Annotated in this window: 16 protein-coding genes; 11 read left to right on the top strand and 5 right to left on the bottom strand. The window is 37.2% G+C overall.

Going from position 1 to position 17563, the window contains the following annotated elements:
• Nucleotides 1-359 precede the first annotated feature (359 nt).
• Both ACZ5QH_RS13795 and ACZ5QH_RS13800 read left to right on the top strand, forming a co-directional pair.
• Complete coding sequence (locus ACZ5QH_RS13795; protein WP_034618307.1) at nucleotides 360-1286, top strand: ABUW_2363 family tetratricopeptide repeat lipoprotein; 927 nt, start codon at nucleotides 360-362, stop codon at nucleotides 1284-1286.
• A 102-nt stretch (nucleotides 1287-1388) separates the two neighbouring features.
• Complete coding sequence (locus ACZ5QH_RS13800) at nucleotides 1389-3401, top strand: lipase family alpha/beta hydrolase (RefSeq protein WP_270384133.1); 2013 nt, start codon at nucleotides 1389-1391, stop codon at nucleotides 3399-3401.
• A gap of 108 nt (nucleotides 3402-3509) precedes the next feature.
• Here the strand turns inward: ACZ5QH_RS13800 and ACZ5QH_RS13805 are convergent, their stop codons facing one another.
• Entirely contained in the window at nucleotides 3510-3929 is a 420-nt protein-coding gene (locus ACZ5QH_RS13805; protein ID WP_034618305.1) for a GFA family protein, read from the bottom strand.
• 166 nt (nucleotides 3930-4095) lie between these two features.
• Between ACZ5QH_RS13805 and ACZ5QH_RS13810 the strand changes: the two genes are divergently transcribed.
• Nucleotides 4096-4341 (top strand): hypothetical protein, encoded by a 246-nt coding sequence (locus tag ACZ5QH_RS13810; RefSeq protein ID WP_004719281.1) that lies wholly within the window; start codon nucleotides 4096-4098, stop codon nucleotides 4339-4341.
• Nucleotides 4342-4449: 108 nt separating this feature from the next.
• Nucleotides 4450-4887: a PaaI family thioesterase gene (locus ACZ5QH_RS13815; RefSeq protein ID WP_034618304.1), complete on the top strand. Its 438-nt coding sequence runs from the start codon at nucleotides 4450-4452 to the stop codon at nucleotides 4885-4887.
• Nucleotides 4888-4923: 36 nt separating this feature from the next.
• Here the strand turns inward: ACZ5QH_RS13815 and ACZ5QH_RS13820 are convergent, their stop codons facing one another.
• Both ACZ5QH_RS13820 and ACZ5QH_RS13825 read right to left on the bottom strand, forming a co-directional pair.
• On the bottom strand, nucleotides 4924-5613 hold the full coding sequence (locus tag ACZ5QH_RS13820) for a hypothetical protein (protein ID WP_303577882.1): 690 nt from the start codon (nucleotides 5611-5613) through the stop codon (nucleotides 4924-4926).
• Between the two features lie 137 nt (nucleotides 5614-5750).
• Nucleotides 5751-6383 carry an HD domain-containing protein gene (locus ACZ5QH_RS13825; protein ID WP_303577881.1) on the bottom strand — a complete coding sequence of 211 codons (633 nt, stop codon included), beginning with the start codon at nucleotides 6381-6383 and terminating at the stop codon, nucleotides 5751-5753.
• Nucleotides 6384-6439: 56 nt separating this feature from the next.
• Between ACZ5QH_RS13825 and ACZ5QH_RS13830 the strand changes: the two genes are divergently transcribed.
• Nucleotides 6440-6811, top strand: a complete 372-nt coding sequence (locus tag ACZ5QH_RS13830; protein ID WP_227504295.1) for a hypothetical protein — start codon at nucleotides 6440-6442, stop codon at nucleotides 6809-6811.
• Between the two features lie 374 nt (nucleotides 6812-7185).
• Here ACZ5QH_RS13830 and yaaA read toward each other — a convergent pair whose 3' ends face one another.
• The gene (gene yaaA, locus ACZ5QH_RS13835; protein ID WP_303577880.1) at nucleotides 7186-7965 is read right to left on the bottom strand and encodes a peroxide stress protein YaaA; all 780 of its coding nucleotides are present in this window, start codon (nucleotides 7963-7965) and stop codon (nucleotides 7186-7188) included.
• A 124-nt stretch (nucleotides 7966-8089) separates the two neighbouring features.
• On the opposite strand from yaaA, the gene ACZ5QH_RS13840 reads away from it, so the two are divergent.
• Nucleotides 8090-8722, top strand: a complete 633-nt coding sequence (locus tag ACZ5QH_RS13840) for an alpha/beta hydrolase (protein ID WP_004719268.1) — start codon at nucleotides 8090-8092, stop codon at nucleotides 8720-8722.
• 52 nt (nucleotides 8723-8774) lie between these two features.
• Here the strand turns inward: ACZ5QH_RS13840 and rtcR are convergent, their stop codons facing one another.
• The gene (gene rtcR, locus ACZ5QH_RS13845; RefSeq protein WP_303577879.1) at nucleotides 8775-10376 is read right to left on the bottom strand and encodes an RNA repair transcriptional activator RtcR; all 1602 of its coding nucleotides are present in this window, start codon (nucleotides 10374-10376) and stop codon (nucleotides 8775-8777) included.
• 273 nt (nucleotides 10377-10649) lie between these two features.
• Here rtcR and ACZ5QH_RS13850 point away from each other — a divergent pair, with 273 nt between their 5' ends.
• The 5 genes from ACZ5QH_RS13850 to ACZ5QH_RS13870 all read left to right on the top strand — a co-directional run bounded on the left by ACZ5QH_RS13850 (nucleotide 10650) and on the right by ACZ5QH_RS13870 (nucleotide 17555).
• Nucleotides 10650-11627: a ribonuclease Z gene (locus ACZ5QH_RS13850; RefSeq protein WP_303577878.1), complete on the top strand. Its 978-nt coding sequence runs from the start codon at nucleotides 10650-10652 to the stop codon at nucleotides 11625-11627.
• A gap of 637 nt (nucleotides 11628-12264) precedes the next feature.
• Nucleotides 12265-13896, top strand: a complete 1632-nt coding sequence (locus ACZ5QH_RS13855) for a TROVE domain-containing protein (RefSeq protein WP_303577877.1) — start codon at nucleotides 12265-12267, stop codon at nucleotides 13894-13896.
• A 1164-nt stretch (nucleotides 13897-15060) separates the two neighbouring features.
• Nucleotides 15061-15342 (top strand): hypothetical protein, encoded by a 282-nt coding sequence (locus tag ACZ5QH_RS13860; protein WP_234624326.1) that lies wholly within the window; start codon nucleotides 15061-15063, stop codon nucleotides 15340-15342.
• Nucleotides 15343-16012: 670 nt separating this feature from the next.
• Nucleotides 16013-17278 (top strand): RtcB family protein, encoded by a 1266-nt coding sequence (locus ACZ5QH_RS13865; protein ID WP_303577886.1) that lies wholly within the window; start codon nucleotides 16013-16015, stop codon nucleotides 17276-17278.
• A gap of 25 nt (nucleotides 17279-17303) precedes the next feature.
• Entirely contained in the window at nucleotides 17304-17555 is a 252-nt protein-coding gene (locus ACZ5QH_RS13870; RefSeq protein WP_419315623.1) for a DUF7684 family protein, read from the top strand.
• Nucleotides 17556-17563: the final 8 nt, after the last annotated feature.

The following is a 17563-nucleotide window of genomic DNA, read 5'->3' on the forward strand; positions in this document are numbered from 1 at the left end:
GTTCGTAACGATGTAGCGGCAAAAAATACACTAGTCCCCCAGCTGCGCCTTGCGCTGCAAACAAAGCAGTGCTTTGTTCTTGCTCAGGGTTGTGGTTAAAATTATCTCAGCCTTCGTTATGAAACTCGAAAATAGTCTCGCTATTCTCTTCGTTTCATGCCTTGCCTGCTCAATTTTAACCTACAACGTAAGCCATTTATGAAATCTCAACAGCCCCAACTACTTCACAAAATGAAGTGTCAATAGACTGTAATGTATAATTTTTAATAATACGAACCAAATCAAGTTGCATGTTCAGACGTCTTTTCATAGACTGATGCGCATGCACGTTTTTTAATATAAATTAATGGAAGAAACACATGACGATTAAGCCTTTGGCATATGCATTGCTCGCAACATCATTACTTACTGCGTGTTCAACAACACCGACCAAGCAACAGAATAAAATAGATGCAAACGAGCCGTTTATTTACACTGAGCCTGAATTGTCTCCTCCGTTCTATGCATTAAACCCTTTCGATTACTCGCAACCGCCAGTTTTTGAATTAGAGTTGAAAAAAGCAGCGGCTCAACCTGTAAATAAACTCGAAGTGACAGATCCGGCAAATCCAAGCCAAAAAATCATTTTAGATACCAATAAACTGATTGTACCTACAGTAAATAGCGCACAACGTGCTATGAAATATGCAGTACTTGCTGGAAACAATGAAATTGACATCACCGCCATTGATGATTTCTTGCAAATGGTTGAAGGCAAAGCACGTCATTACCCACCACAATTTAGTGACCGTAAAGAACGTAAAGGCTTTGAAACTAAGTTGAAAGAAGTCTCTACTCAGCTTGACCAATTGGCTGCGGCACCAAATGCTTCTTTTGATATTTTGATTCGTGCATTTAAAGCCAGTGTTTTGGGACGTAACCTTGACTTAGGTTCTTCTTATACCACCAAGTCATTAGAGTATGCTCAACGTATTCTTAAAATCAACAAAGATGATGCTGAAGCAAACTTATGGTTTGGTTTCTCTTTATCTGAGGGTGGCGGTCAAAAAGAAGCGATTCCATATTTAGATAAAGCCATCAAACAAGGTGTTCAAGAAGCCTATTTATCTTCTGCAAACAACTTTATTGGTATGGAGCAAAAGAAAAATGCGATCCAAACCTTGAAAAACTATAAAGTGAAATACCCAGAAGAAGCTGAAGTTGCTGATCGTTTAATTCAAGAAATTGAAAAACAAGGTCGTTACAACGTTTGGCAGGTTTTGAAAAACCCAGCTCTGGCAAAATAAATTTATAAATTTTTGAAAAAATAGGCTGAACATTCAGTCTATTTTTTTGTTTATAAATTGAATAAAACTAACGTATGATTCAGACAAAGATTGATCTAGTTAATGATTATGCAATACTCAAAAAACAATATTTTGCTTTGTGCTTTAGCAATGAGCCCATTGATTTTATCTGGATGCCAAGTTGTCAGTGTAAAAAATCAAAAGGTGAACGTAACCATTGCCAATGAGCGTGACAGCATTTTGACCCGTTCAAAAATGAGTGAAGCCAGCTTAAATGTTTTATCAATGACTGGACGTGAAGCCAAATCGTGTACAGATGAACCCGAAAAATGTGTGGCTGATTTAGCCGAAATTCCACAGATTCAAGATGAACAACTGCTTTCCACCGCAAGTGAAATTTACTTAACCAAAGCAATCAATCTTGGTGACTCATCTAATTGTAAAGTCAGTCTTTTTTCAAAACATCAATCCACTGAAAAGCAGCAAGCCTCTCAGAAAAACTATGAGCAATGTTTAGATCAGCAAATGGTGATGTTAGATAATAGTATCCGTTATAGTTATGCCTATTTGTTTAAAACTGAACGCCAACCCCAAGACCGTATTTTTAACAACCGACAAGTTCAGATACGTGACTTTTATAATCAAGCCTTAGCCAAACTGATTTCGACATATGCCATAAGAAATAAAAACCAAAAAGTGGCAAAACAAATTAAAGTGGGCAAAAGCACTTATCGTATTAATTTTAATGGCTACCCAGCACTGGCTCAAATTGAACTTGAAGATCTCGTTTCAAGCTATAATTTAAACTTCTCAGGATTACGTTCGATCAACCGTAGAGACGGTTTCGGTGCAGAATTTGTCGCAATTTTACCCAACACGACAGCACCTGAAGAAAACAAATATATTGTGAATCCGTTTGATTATAAATACAAAAATGGCATGAATCCCAATATTCATCAACCGCGTTATTTATCGGTCAGTATTGCAGCGCAACCTGAAAATGCAAATGAATCATTACAGAACATCTTACATAATCCAAATTTTCAACTGAATGTGTATGACCCTTATAGCATTGAAAATTTAAAAATTGGTGGTAAACAATACCCGCTTGCTGCAAACTTTTCAGCACCCTATGGTCTATGGCTGGCTCAAAACAACTTAGGTATTGCGGCTTATTTGAGCTTAATTGATCGCGATCAAAGCCTGACCATGCCTCATTTATATATGCTTGAACCGTATAACCCCAATAAGAAAGTGATTGTTTTGGTACACGGTTTAGCCAGTAGCCCTGAAGCGTGGATTCGCTTAACCAATGATATTATGGGTGACAATGTATTACGTGAGCACTATCAAGTCTGGCAGGTTTTTTATTCAACCAATATGCCAATCTTAGAAAGCCGTTTTCAGATCAATGCCATCATTAATCAAGGTTTTGCTTCAATTAATCAAAATTCGGCTTCTGCTAAAGATGCCGTACTGATTGGGCATAGTATGGGCGGGATTATTGCGCGCTTATTAGTCAGTGATGCTAATCTGACGCAACCTGCCTTAAAGATGTTGAACAATCGTAAATTTGATAAATTTAAAGATGATCCAATGTTCAAATCTCGTTTGACCATTCAATCTGTGCCTAATTTTGATCGTGCTATTTTTATTTCAGCACCACATCGTGGTACTGCATTTGCTGATCGCTGGTTCACTTTGGCTGCTCGTCGGATTATTAAGCTGCCAGGTGCATTCTTAGGGGCCTTAGCTGATTCTATTGATGAGCGTGATTTAAATGCAAAAAACTTTTTAAAAGATGTTGGGCATGGACTAATTCAAAATGGTCCAAGTGACTTAAGTCATAGCTCAAACTTCACCAAATTGACTGAAAACGTGATGCCAAAGAAAGACATGATCTATCATTCAATTATGGGCAATATCACCAATAGCAACGATCCTAACGTGATGACGGATGGAATCGTTCCATATACCAGCTCACATTTGGACGGCGCAGTATCTGAGAAAATTATCAAAGGTGGTCATTCGATCCAAGAGACACCTGAAGCGGTATTGGAACTTAGACGGATTTTAAGATTACATTTGACCGAACTTGGGCTTTATAAACCTTAAACTCAGCGTCCAAGCACATAAAAATGCCAGTCAATCTTAAATTGGCTGGCATGGAATTATTGGTCTTATAAAAACTTAAGGTCTTATCAGAATCAGTGAATAACTCACTTAAGAATCAGTGGTTCCGGCAAATAGTGCAATCACATCTGCTTCGGTTAGTTTTTTTGTCTCATTGTTAAAAGCATAAAACTCAGGTTTATTGTCTATAAAAATTTCCATATCGAATTTTATATCTTGAGGCTGTTGATCCAATGCAAATGCATTGATATTGCAATAACTCTGGTCTTTAGTCCGCCAAAATAAATTTGTACCACAACAGTTACAAAAGCCTCGCTCGCCCCAATCAGAAGAATTATAAATGCTTAAGTGCTGATCTTGAGTAAACTGTAAACTGCCCTGTTCGACATCAATCGTCATAATTACACCGCTCGTTTGTCTTCGGCAAATTGAACAATGACACGCATGAACATCATGATTTTTTAATTCAACCGTAAAAGTTGTTGCCCCACAAACACATTGCCCTTTCATAATGATTTCCTTGTTTTATAAATTTTCCATAAAGATACTACAATGATGTAGTGAAATTATAGTGAAACAGATATTTTTTATCATACGGATGTTTTTTAATTGAAAAGCGAAATGATTCGCTCTAAATTAGTCAATACAACAATTTAAATATAATATTTGGAAAAGTATGCGTTATAAAATTATAGATGTTTATCAGCTCCAAAATATTCAACGGTATATTGCAAAGTGTCTAAAGACACAATCACCTCAATTCATTGTGATTGAAAGTGATCAAACCTTATGTAAAGAGCTCGATATTATTGATGTCGACTTACAAGCATCGATTGCCACGTGGGCAACGGGTGAAAGAATTGATTTAAAAATCATTCATCAATCCAACCATATTGAAAAATTCTACGATTTTGAACATTAAAAAGATCAACTCAATCGTTCAAATTCAATAAAAAGTTTGACAGTAAATCCCTCAACATCATATTTTATTTTAAGTTCTCTTTTAGAACCCTATATAAAGGATAAATATATGAAACACCCAAAAGAAATGACAGGGCTTGAATTTCTACAAGCAATGGTTGATGGACAAATTCCTAGAGCATCGATTAGTGAAACCATCCCGATGGATTTACATGAAATTTCGCATGGTCATGCAAGTTTTAAAGTCAAAGCGGATCAGCGTCATTTAAATCCTTTAGGTGGCGTACATGGCGGTTTTGCAGCAACAGTTTTAGATTCAGCAACTGGCTGTGCTGTACATACCACCCTAGAAGCAGGCGTAGGTTATGGGACCATCGATTTAAATGTAAAAATGTGCCGCCCTGTACCTCAAAATAAGCAATTATTTGCTATTGGACAGTTGATTAATTTAAGTAAAAGCCTGGCCATTTCTGAAGGGAAACTGGTCGATGAAGATGGCAAATTATATGCACATGCAACAGCGACCTGTATGATTATTCGTGCATAACTGGCTGCTTAAAGTGCTATTTATATTGAATAGCACTTATTCAGCATTAGCCTTCGGTTCATCAACATACATCTTACCCATCTTCAGCTGTTTTAGGCTCTCATCCCATTCCAGATTACGCTTGCAATTGATTGCTTCTGCACGGCTAATTTCTGCCATGTTTTGCCCACAATATCCCCCACCAACTTCGACTTGAACGATAGCTTTGGCTTGATTATTGATAATCTGATAAGAAAATACTGCACTGTTAAAAATTTCTTGTATGGTTTTATGATCTTTAGATTGATAGATCACCAGCTGATCTCCCCCATGCCCTCTAAATACACCATCTTCAATACACCTAATCGAGTCAGGTTCATAAATATATTCTGGCTGATCATCCCCAATTAAATCCACAACCGTAACAACATCTTTCATATCAACCGCTACAGCTTGCTTACAATGTTTCTGCGCATCTTTTACCTGCTGTATAAGCTCATCAGGATAATTTAATCCTTTAGATTTATGCTCTATTTTTGCTTCAGTAACAGTCGTAGGAATTTCGACTTCAACTTCACTGCTTGCCTTTCCTGTATCAGCTTTTGCACGATCAACTTTGTCATTATTATCTGCTGCAATCGCTGCTTTTTTCGTAGACTCCGCTGGAGCTGCATTCTGAGAATTTTGTTGAGAACAAGCGCTTAAGAAAACAAGCCCTGATAAACTCAAAATATTGACAATGTTCAAAATATTTTCCTAAATATAAACGAAGGTTTGTTAATAAAATAAATACTTAAAGTTATGAAATTTAACTATAAAAATGAAATCAGCAAATTTATAAAAGACCGAGTAATAACGATTTCTGCTCTGATATAAATTTACTTTTAAAATTTTGACAAATTTACTTTCGCATTTTGCTCAAAATGTTTTCTAAAATATTCAGTTTGATACAAAGGTTGCATTTGATAAAAATGCTGTAAAACTTCTGCTCTTTTGACTTTATAGATTTCTGCATCAACCCACGCGTATTCTTGTTGAATTTGCTGTTCATATTCTGCAAAACGTTCAACAGAGCTAGCTAAAATTGCTAAATCGATATCAAGTAAATAATTTAAATCATGCTGTTTAGACGGTTGATGCTCTTGTGTTGCAATGATCCATTGAGAAACTTTGTCTAAGACCGATTGCGTTAAAATATCCGCACAATGCTCACGCATTAATTGAGCACTTTGTTGTTCATTATCTTTTGCTTGTGGATTATAAACGGCATCATGAAACCAAATTGCCAACTCAACAGCAACAGGATCATTCAATTGCGCTTTTACTTGGTGAAATAACGCAAGGCATTCGACAATATGTTGAACCGTATGATAATGACGTTGTGGCTCGGTATAAGCAGCAACAAGCAACTGCTGTAAAAAAATACACTGCTCTGTTTCGATTGCTATGTGATTCGCAAATTCAGCCCAATACTGATTGAATGGTTTGAGGTAATTTTCTGTTTTAGCTATGATCATATTTATAGAACATCTAAGACTTTATATATTAATACAACATTTTTGGCTGTTATCCCATGATCAATAAATCAAAATTTTTAGCCCCTTCTCATTTAGACAAATTTGCTTGTTATAAACACGCTGGCTATTTTCAAGATCTCATTGATATTGAATGGCGAGGTCAAATACAATCCTCCACACAAAATAAACGATTTAAAATCAAATATTATGGAGAGATTTTTGAAGAATATCAGCTCATTTGTGGGACAGACTTTACACCAGAACTCATCTACGCGGTAGATGTAGAAAGCAATGAAGAAATTTTACTTTTTGATGGTACGCAACATGGTTATGATCCCATGTTCTGTGATGAGTTTACACATGAACAAATCACCGAAAGACCTGCAGATTATTTTATAGTCAAACTAGCTAATTATTCATACAAGTGATTTCTATCAAGTCATTGATCAAAAATGAAGCTTATTTTTTGTGCTTTTGAATCATAGATGGTGATCCTACCGTGGGGCGACAGGGATGTCGCCGTTGGGCGGGGGTACAGGACGTACCCCTCGCCAAACAGAAGATTTTTGTCACTTTTCATCTCTGAAAAGTGAGGCATCGCCTACGCAAAGCTATTTAAACATTGAATGTAAGGTGTGGCAGTGCTAGATTTACATCATCAAATAATTGATTTAATTAAAGATATGTTTAATTTTATTCAAATCAAAGCGGTAAATTCGCTTGGTCATGAATACATTATTTTTGAAAAAGAGCTGGCTTAAGCAAGCCAACTCTCTTTCAATACATTAAACGATTGAAATACTTAAGCAACTTGCTCATCACGCTTAAATACCAGTTCACCTTTCAATGAACTCTCGGCATCGAAATAATAACCATCAGTATTAAAGGATTTAAGATCATCCATTTTTTTCAATTGATTTTGAATGATGTATCGAGCCATTAAGCCACGCGCTTTTTTAGCATAGAAGCTAATCACTTTATATTTACCATTCTTCTGGTCTAAGAATACTGGTTTAATAATATCAGCCTGAATTTTTGCTTCCTTGACCGATTTATAGTATTCATCAGAAGCAATATTGACCAATAACGTTGAGCCGCTTTGTTGCAAATCCTGATTGATCAAATCGGTAATTCGATCCTCCCAAAATTCATAAAGATTATGACCACGGGTATTGGCAAGTTTTATTCCCATTTCCAAACGATACGGCATCATTAAATCAAGAGGACGTAATAAGCCATATAGACCAGATAAGCTGCGTAAATGATCTTGCGCAAAATTGAGATCATCTTGCGACAAACTATATGCATCCAGACCTGTATAAACATCGCCTTTAAATGCAAAAATCGCTTGTCGCGCGTTGGCAAAACTAAAGTCAGCATTCCAGTCACGGAAACGCTCCGCATTGAGATTGGCAATTTTTTCACTGACACTCATCAAACTGGCAATATCTGAAGCGGAGAGTTTACGACTTAGGTCTATAAGCTGTTGAGATTGATCCAGCAGTCTTGGTAGAGTGTGCGTATCGGTCGGGAGTGCTGACTGGTAATCGAGCGTCTTAGCAGGGGAAATTAAGGCGAGCATGGTCTTCCTGATCAAAAAATAACTAATCAAACTATAACAGTCGGGATATTTTAATTCCAATTCATGTTTTCTGTGAACAGAATCGGTAAACTATCGCACTTCCCTGCTTATGATCGTTTAAATTATGTCCGAACAACTGTTCATTCAAGGTTCGGTTGGCAAAATTGAAGTTTTTGTTGACTATCCTGTGGGCGAAGTAAAAGGTTTTGCTGTCGTTTGTCATCCTCACCCACTGCAAGGTGGTACACCTCAACATAAAGTTCCTGCTTTACTTGCACAAATCCTCTCTGAACAGGGTTGTGTGGTCTATCGCCCAAGTTTTCGTGGTTCTGGACAAAGCGATGGAATCCATGATGAAGGCTTTGCTGAAACTGAAGATATTCTAGAGGTCATTAGACACGTTAGACAATTACACAAAAGTCTACCTTTCTATGTTGGCGGTTTTAGTTTTGGTGCACATGTAATGGCAAAAGCCTATCATGCGCTACCTGATGAAATTAAACCGCAACAAGTGATCTTATGTGGTTTACCAACATCCACTGTAGATGGTCTACGTCATTATGTTACCCCAGCAATTAAAGGCGATATCCTGTTTGTACACGGTGAAGCAGATCCGACGACTAAACTCTCTGATTTGCTTGAATGGGCGAAACCGCAGCGCCATTTGATTACGGTGTTGCCAGGCGCAAACCATTTCTTTACAGGTTATTTAAAGCAGTTAAGAATCGCAATTTCGCGTTTTCTTCTTGTGCCATAAATCTGAATTTAAAAAGAATTCTAGGATAAATAAGGTGAATGATTCACTTTATTTATCCGTTCACATCATCCCAACTCAGAGCAAATTTCGCCAAATACTTTTTCACTCGATCACTGTCGTTGGTGGTTTGTCTTTGCTCACGAGATACAGAAAATAAACGGCGTCCAGCATCGGCCATGGATTTCGATTTTTGGCAAACCTCAATCACCCCTTGCAATTGAATACGATCAAACTCATCAATCTGCGCCACTTGTTCAGCACTTAAAATTTTCATCAGTGACGATTGGGTTAACGCATCTTTATTTTCAGCAATATTCCAAATTTGTTGTAGTCGGCCAATCTCAGCATTTACTTCATGTAAACCAATACGCTCGCCATTGGCTAAAGTCGCCATACGTGTCACGCTTGCAGTTAAATCACGAAAATTCCCCTGCCACCTGGCATCTGCAGATTGCGCAAATTTTAAATATTTTTCTAAGGCATCGGTATGAAAACGTAACTGCCGTTGATGCGCAACAGCAAAACGCTGTAATTCAAAGGTGATGTTCGGTTCAATATCTTCCACACGATCTTTTAAGCTTGGTAAAAAGAAGGTCCATGTATTTAAGCGAGCCCATAGATCTTCACGGAACCGCCCTGCACGGACTTCCTCACGTAAATCTCGATTGGTTCCAGCAATCAACTGAAAGTCAGCCTGAACCTCTTTATCACTTCCTACAGGAAAGAATGACTTATCCTCCAAGGCCTTAAGCAACATGGCTTGCTCATCCAACCCTAGCTCGCCGATTTCATCGAGAAATAGAATGCCATTATCCGCACTTTTTAAATAACCAGTACGTGCTGCAATAGCGCCTGTAAATGCACCTTTACTATGACCAAATAATGTCGACATCGCACTATCACCAACCAGCGTTGCGCAGTTCACATCAATAAAGCGCCCTGAAAGATGAAATTTTTCCTTTTTCAATTGATGAATTTGCTTGGCTAAATGCGACTTACCGACCCCTGTTGCACCCATAATCAAAATTGGCGCACTTGAACGTGTTGCAACCAGTTCTACTTCTTGAATCATTTGATTAAAGTTTTGGTTCTTCGTGGCAATATTGGCTTTTAACTGCTGCCAATTTTCAGACTGTTCATGTTCAAACCGCTGGGTTAATGCGGCATATCGAGATAAATCTAAATCTATAATCCGATATTCACCCTCAGGTTGTTGTTTACCTGTAGGTGCACTTTGAATGAGTTTGGCTGGTAAATAATGCGCATCAATTAATAAATACCAACATATTTGCGCAACATGCGTACCTGTGGTGATATGTAATAGATAATGATTGTTCTCAGTATCAAAAGAATATGATTTTACAAAGTCATATAATGCACCATACATATCCGAAAAATCCCAGGGATCACGGATATTCACATTATGGCCAGTAATCTGGGTTTGCGGTGAGATTTCTAAAGCATCTTGTCGCAAATGATCAATTAAGCTGACATTACGGCGATCATGTAACAAAACCAGCTCATCAACCACTAAATCTTCATGCATCAACAAACTCATGGTGGGACGCCAGCGTTGCCAGCGATCAAGTTTTTTCCCTTGATCTAAAGTAGAACCCACAAAACCAATCACGACTGTTTTTTTAAATTTTTGCATATTTCTATAAATCTATAAAATTTTATATATCTTGCTTAAAGCATAGTTTTATTTTGTCAAAAATCAAATACTGTTTATACCGTCATTTTTTAATATTTTAAAAATCTCAGTTTCTCTTTTGAATATAATGCGACTATACTATTGATGTACAAAGCTTTTACTCACTTCTCCCATCACTGTCTGATTCGACACTTTTTTGATGGAATCCACTCTGCTTTGTTGTAAAAACAATCATAGAAAACATTTTAAATATTCAATAGGTTTTAATTCCTCATGTTACAGTTTACATTCTTAGGGACATCCTCTGGTGTGCCCACATTAACACGCAATGTGTCAGGTTTAGCGATTCATTATTGCAAAAGTAAAGACTGGATATTGCTTGATGCAGGCGAAGGTACACAGCATCGTATTCAACAAGCAAAACTCTCTTTACAACATTTAAAAGCCATTTGCATTACGCATGTACACGGCGATCATTGTTATGGCTTGATGGGTTTACTGGCAAGTGCTGGTATGAATGCACGTAAAGATCCAATCACGCTGATTGCACCCAAAGAAATTCAGCAATGGTTAGAAGTAACCTGTCAATTCACTGAACTTTTCCTGCCTTATCCAATACATTTTATCGATGTAAATACATTGACGAGTCCATTGCAATTGGATGAGCATATTTCTATTGACGTTCATCACTTACACCACCGTGTGACAAGTTATGCTTATGGCTTTAAAGCGACACAAACTCAGCGCAAACTCAATACTGAGGTTTTAAATCAACTCAAAATTCCGAAAGGTAAACTCTGGGGCGATCTACAACAAGGTCAAAATATTGAGTGGAATGGGCAGTCCATCTTAAGTCAAGATGTTCTCATTCAAAACACTCAAAGTGTTTACGCCATTGTCGGTGGAGATAACGACCAGCCAGAATTACTATCCAACGCTTGTCAGGATGCGGCACTACTGATTCATGAAACCACCTATACCCAAGCTGTATTAGATAAAGTAGGCGCAGGCCCAATGCACAGTTCTGCAAAAAAGGTCGCTGAGTTTGCCGAATCGATTCAGCTATCCAATTTAATTGCAACGCATCTTAGTGCCCGTTACCACGATGCACAAGGTGTGCAAAGCATTGGTGATGAAATTGCTCAGTACTATCATGGCAATTTTTATATTGCTGATGATTTTGATCAGTATGAACTAAATATGCACGGCGAATTAACACAGCTTCGCACTGGGAAACCTTGGGAAAAGTAATTTTCCCAACTTCAATTTAACGCTATGCAATATTGTCGAATCATAGATGATCGTTCTATCGTGTGGCGACATGGATATCGCCCATTATGTGTAGGAATGCGGGGGTACAGGATCTACCCCTCGCCTAACATGAGCAAAAACAAAGCACGGCTTTTTTTGCAGCGCAAGGTTTAGCATCCCCTAGAAAAGTGAGGCATCGCCTACGCAAAGCTATTTAAACTTTAAATGTAAGGTGTGGCAGTGCAAGCTTTTTATATTCAAATAGTTTATTCCGCCATGCAATTAATTTAATTAAAAATATGAATTAAAAAAACATCTTTTTGTGTCTGAGTTTTTTAATAGGTTGACTGTACCCCAACTAACTTTGCTTTTAGCAGGATTTAGTGTCCTTTTTATTTGCACAACATTAGGCTCATTGATTTTTATTTTAAAAATAGAAATAAAGATAAAAACCTATAAATAAAGATATTTTATTTTATAACTTTTAAATTTAAAAACACATAACCACTGAACTTTTAAAACTTTTAAACTCATAAAATCAGTCATTTAAAAATAAATATTCATTCCAAAACAAAACTTGGCACACTCTCTGCAATATCTATCTCAAGAAATTAAAAAATCACTTGAGGATGCTGTCATGGCGAACAAGACAATTTTTGCCTCTAAACAACAGGCAAAACCAAAAACCATTGAATACAACGAAGCTGGTGGTCGCGCATATAAATTAAAATCTCGTGCCGCATTAGCGCAGCTTGCTGCAACAGGTACACTGAATCAGACCTTTTATCAAAATGCACAAGTGCAACTTGATAATATTCTAAACCTAGCGCTTGAAGTAGAGCCTGAATTTGTGGCTAAAACTGCAATTTATGCACGCCAAAAGGCACATATGAAAGATACACCAGTGGTGTTATTGGCTTTACTTTCTGAACTTGATGCAGAATTATTTAAGCAAGTTTTTCCTTTGATTATTGATAATGGAAAACAGTTGAGAAATTTTGTTCAAATCATGCGCTCTGGAATGATTGGTCGTAAATCATTAGGTTCATTACCGAAACGTATGGTCAATGAATGGATTCTTTCAGCATCGGATCAACAATTGATTGCGGCCAATATTGGAAACAGCCCTTCACTTGCCGATGTGTTAAAAATGACTCATCCAAAACCAAAAACAGTTCAACACGATGCTTTTTTTGCCTATGTCCTAGGAAAAGAATACCAACTTGTCCAACTTCCGACTCAAGTGCAAGCATTGGAAGAGTTTCGATTGGGAACAGCAACACAAGTACCTAAAGTGCCGATGCAGCTTCTAACCAATTTAAATTTGAATGCGAAACAATGGGCCGAAATTGCAAAAAATGGTTCTTGGCAAATGCTACGTATGAACTTAAATACCTTCTTACGCCATGATGTTTTTAAAATCAAAGGAATGACAAAAATCATTGCCGATAAATTGATGGATGAGCAAGCCATAGCCAAAAGTCGAGTATTTCCATATCAATTGATGATGGCTTGGTCAGCACTTGCAAAGGATATGCCACATGAAATTGCCAATGCGCTAAAGTTTGCTATGCAGCGTGCCATCGCCAATGTACCGAAACTTGAAGGAAATGTGGTGATTGCGATTGATGTTTCCGGTTCGATGTCGAGTTCTGTGACGGGTTATCGTCAGGGTGCAACCTCTCAGTTGCGTTGCGTAGATGCTGCTGCATTATTTGCTAGTGCATTTAAATATGTAAATCCAAATATTCGTTTGATGCCGTTTGATACTGAAGTTCGTCAATTATCCAATTTCAGCAAAGTACAGGAATATTTAAAACGAAAAAATTTTGGAAAACAGCAAAATTCAGAAATTGATATTTTTGCTTTGGCTAAAAAGTTTGCCAGCATGTGTGGTGGAGGAACTGATTGCTCTAAGCCTTTGGAACTGTTAGTGAAAGAAAATGCCAAAGTTGATATGGTAATTTACTTCTCTGATAATGAATCATGGGCAGATCAAGTTCCACGATCACATCGAAAAACAGGGATGATGCATTATTGGAAACAGTTAAAACAGCATAACCCTGATGCAAAACTGGTGTGTGTTGATTTGCAACCCTATACCACCACACAAATGCCTGAACATAGCGATGTGATGAATATCGGTGGGTTTTCCGATACGGTATTTCAACTGATTGAAAGTTTTGCCAAAAATGAAATGCATGCAGATCATTGGGTAAATGAAATTGAAAAAATAGATATTACACAAACTCAGCTTTATGCAAGCTGAATGTATAAACAAATTTGATCGAGTCACTTCAAGTGTTTGCATTTAACAATGTCCATACTTGATAAGACTGGGTTAGATAAAAAGCACAAATGCCATAGGAACTACATTTCAAGATCATGCTGTTTCTATATTTAATTGTTGTGCTAAGTAAGAAATTGCCAAATGCAGATAGAACTACATTACTTTGAATAATTGATGTTTTATCGACACCTTTGTTGGCAAAATACATCGGATAAAATGCGTTAAGGACTACATCTTTAATGCGTAGGTCGGTGGTTCAAATCCACCCTTTTCACTCTTTTCCAAGTTTGAAAAGTAGCTCAGTTGGATAGAGCAACGAAACGTCTTTAACATTTTGTTTATGCAAAGCAGTAAAAGAATCAAATGCTTCAAGGACTACATCTTAAAATTGACGTCATCGGTGGTTCGAATCCACCCCATCATTTCGATGATGGTCGCCAAGTGGTAAGGCACGAATGTCTTTGAAAAACTTGTTGATTCACTTGTAGGGCAGTATATGAAAATATGCTGAGGGCATCAGTCCATCAAATACTCATAGGACTACATTAGAATTCACAGATCAGAGGTTAGATTCCTCTGCTGTATATATACAGTCGCTTAAAGCAAAAGCGGTGAATTGTTTGTCTTATAATCAAATTTGTTGATGGACTTTGACCTATGTTTAATCGATCAAATACCTGTTGGATTACACCGCGATCTCACGCACAGTATTTCGGGTACTGCACATATCTAATACCAACTTTTTTGATCTTGTATAAGCAAAAATGAAAGTAGATCAAATACTTTGAGGACTACATTACGCGTTTGTCGGTGCTTCGATACCACCCTGTATAACAACATACAGTAGCTCAGTTGGTAGAGCCACGACTGTCTTCAGCTCTTTGTTGATGTACTCTCATTATAATAAATAGATTTACGCAATAAGCAGTCACGAATATAGATTGGATTTCATAGTAACGCCTTAGTGCAGGGTTTAGGCCCTTCTAACATGTTACTCACAAAATCGGATCTTAACGTTTGTGGCTGTTTTTCTTTTTAAACTCATCATGTTTAAAAGCGATGCTTGTGAATCAACAAAAAATTTGCTAGCTTGAAGTCTCAACTTAAAACCAAAGACAGGTGTCAGTCTGTAAAACGCAAATCATGTCTATACAAGTTATTGTTGACGATAACAATCTTGATCTTGCTTTAGAGAAACTAAGAGTCAAAAAGTACTATTTAGAAACTAACCACTGGTATAAGAAATGCCAGAACTATCATGAAAAACCGCCAAGTAAACGTCGTAAAAAAAGCGAACTGAAACTTTTACATGGGCATAGTCAAATCCTAGAAGATGATCCTCTCGCACTGAGGTTAAAAATCCATATCGAAGAACATTATCAACCAACTGATGATAATACGAAATGGGATATGAACAAAAATTAAGATTCACAAATTTCATAAAACTCAGTTTGGGAGAAAAAATTCTCCCAAACTAGGTTTCATACTATAATCTGTAACATGATAAATATCCTGAATAATAACAATGCGTACTTGGTTTGCTTTCCTCTTATTTCCTTTAGTAATTTTTGTATTCTTATTTTTCTTCTATGTCATTTTCTTACTTTCACTCACTTTGGGCTGCGGTTTCCAGCAAGAAGATATCCCAACCTGCTCAAAAATTTATTATTTTTCAATTATATCAATATTCCCAATAGCTATTTGGCTTGGCTATTTTACAACTAAATTTGCACCACATTGTGGAAGATATTTCCTTAGTAGTATTTATAGCCTCATCTTTTCAATTGGTTTTAGCCTCCTTTTCTTATTATGTTTAGGAATTGGTTGTTTTATATTTTATTTAAAATATAAAAATAGATAAATTACTATCTAAAATAATATTTAAATTTGCATATTTTTTTAAAATGCACATTTAAAATAAAATTTAAATTTATTTATTGATTATAAATCAATAATTTATAAATAAAAATCTCAAACCCATAAAACTTGGCACACTCTCTGCAATATATAGAGCATACATCATGAGATGTATATAAATATCACCTGCCTGCAACCGCTTGGCAGGCAGGTTTTGAAAAGGATCAAAGCAATGTCTATGTTAGTCGCAGAACAAATCGAAAAACAAACTTCCTTAGCACAGGAACGTACTTATAACGTAATTCAGGATGCTAAAGGTGTTCCTATAAAAATGTGGACCAAAGGTGTCCCTGTCGATGAGAAATCGAAAGACCAATTATTAAAAACAGCACAAATGCCTTTTATCTATAAATGGATGGCAGTAATGCCAGATGTACATGTAGGAATCGGAGCAACGATTGGAAGTGTAATTCCAACCAAAGGCGCAATCATCCCTGCTGCGGTCGGTGTAGATATTGGCTGTGGAATGATGGCCGCACGTACTTCGCTAAGCGCATCAGATTTACCAGACAACTTACACGCACTGCGTACCGAACTTGAACGTTTAATTCCACATGGTATGACCAAAGGTCGTGGTCGTCGTGACCGAGGTTCATGGGATACACCTACTGCACGTGTTGATCAGGCTTGGGCTGAGTTGGTGACTGATTTTGAATATATCTGTGCCAAGCATCCCCGTTTGAAAAATACCAACAACCATAAACAGTTGGGTACTTTGGGAACAGGAAACCATTTTGTAGAAGTCTGTTTAGATGAGCATCAACAAGTATGGATTATGTTGCACTCAGGATCTCGTGGTGTAGGAAATGCGATTGGTAACCACTTTATTGAGCTTGCACGTAAAGATATGCAAAAGCATTTTATTAACCTGCCTGATAAAGATTTAGCTTATTTAGTGGAAGGGACTGAACACTTTGATGATTATTGGTTTGCAGTGGGTTGGGCACAACGATTTGCCATGAAAAACCGTGAGTTAATGATGGAAGCTGCGGTTCAAGCTTTACGAATCATCATCAACAAACCATTTAATGCCAAAGTGGAAGCCGTAAACTGCCACCATAATTATGTGGATAAAGAAGAGCACTTTGGTCAGGAAGTGCTGGTAACACGTAAAGGTGCTGTACGTGCCCGTTTGGGTGAGTATGGAATTATTCCGGGTTCTATGGGTGCCAAGTCATTTATTGTCAAAGGTAAGGGAAATCAGGAGTCTTTCTGTTCGTGTTCGCATGGGGCTGGTCGTGTACATAGCCGTACTGCAGCGAAAAAGTTGTTTACTGTGGAAGATCAGATTGAACAAACCAAAGGTGTGGAATGCCGTAAAGATGCAGCCGTGATTGATGAAATCCCTTCTGCCTATAAACCTATTGAAGATGTGATGAAAGCACAAAGTGATTTGGTGGAAGTGGTTTATACCTTAAGTCAGCTTGTTTGTGTAAAGGGTTAGTTGATGCATAAATTAGGGAGTTTAGATCGTAAAATCTAAACAATGCTATTGGGCTTTAGCTTGGGGCCATGAATGTTCAATTTGGGATGATGCATTGGATTATTCTTATTTAGAATTTTGTAATTATGATCAACCTAAAGAGGATGATTATAATTTCATGGCCACTTGGCATGAAATTCAAACTTTAGAAGACGTTATAGAATTTGCCGAATCAATCCCAGTTGATACACTACCCCAGCAAACTTTATATGAAATCGTTGTTTTAAATATTTATTGACTATTAAA

It is taken from the genome of Acinetobacter sp. Ac8 (assembly GCF_055392545.1).

Coding starts and splice junctions, on each gene's coding strand:
- ACZ5QH_RS13855 (WP_303577877.1), top strand. CDS start 12,265: ATGGCGAACAAGACAATTTTTGCCTCTAAACAACAGGCAAAACCAAAA.
- ACZ5QH_RS13860 (WP_234624326.1), top strand. CDS start 15,061: ATGTCTATACAAGTTATTGTTGACGATAACAATCTTGATCTTGCTTTA.
- ACZ5QH_RS13815 (WP_034618304.1), top strand. CDS start 4,450: ATGAAACACCCAAAAGAAATGACAGGGCTTGAATTTCTACAAGCAATG.
- rtcR (WP_303577879.1), bottom strand. CDS start 10,376: ATGCAAAAATTTAAAAAAACAGTCGTGATTGGTTTTGTGGGTTCTACT.
- ACZ5QH_RS13800 (WP_270384133.1), top strand. CDS start 1,389: ATGATTATGCAATACTCAAAAAACAATATTTTGCTTTGTGCTTTAGCA.
- ACZ5QH_RS13865 (WP_303577886.1), top strand. CDS start 16,013: ATGTTAGTCGCAGAACAAATCGAAAAACAAACTTCCTTAGCACAGGAA.
- ACZ5QH_RS13810 (WP_004719281.1), top strand. CDS start 4,096: ATGCGTTATAAAATTATAGATGTTTATCAGCTCCAAAATATTCAACGG.
- ACZ5QH_RS13830 (WP_227504295.1), top strand. CDS start 6,440: ATGATCAATAAATCAAAATTTTTAGCCCCTTCTCATTTAGACAAATTT.
- ACZ5QH_RS13825 (WP_303577881.1), bottom strand. CDS start 6,383: ATGATCATAGCTAAAACAGAAAATTACCTCAAACCATTCAATCAGTAT.
- yaaA (WP_303577880.1), bottom strand. CDS start 7,965: ATGCTCGCCTTAATTTCCCCTGCTAAGACGCTCGATTACCAGTCAGCA.
- ACZ5QH_RS13795 (WP_034618307.1), top strand. CDS start 360: ATGACGATTAAGCCTTTGGCATATGCATTGCTCGCAACATCATTACTT.
- ACZ5QH_RS13840 (WP_004719268.1), top strand. CDS start 8,090: ATGTCCGAACAACTGTTCATTCAAGGTTCGGTTGGCAAAATTGAAGTT.
- ACZ5QH_RS13805 (WP_034618305.1), bottom strand. CDS start 3,929: ATGAAAGGGCAATGTGTTTGTGGGGCAACAACTTTTACGGTTGAATTA.
- ACZ5QH_RS13850 (WP_303577878.1), top strand. CDS start 10,650: ATGTTACAGTTTACATTCTTAGGGACATCCTCTGGTGTGCCCACATTA.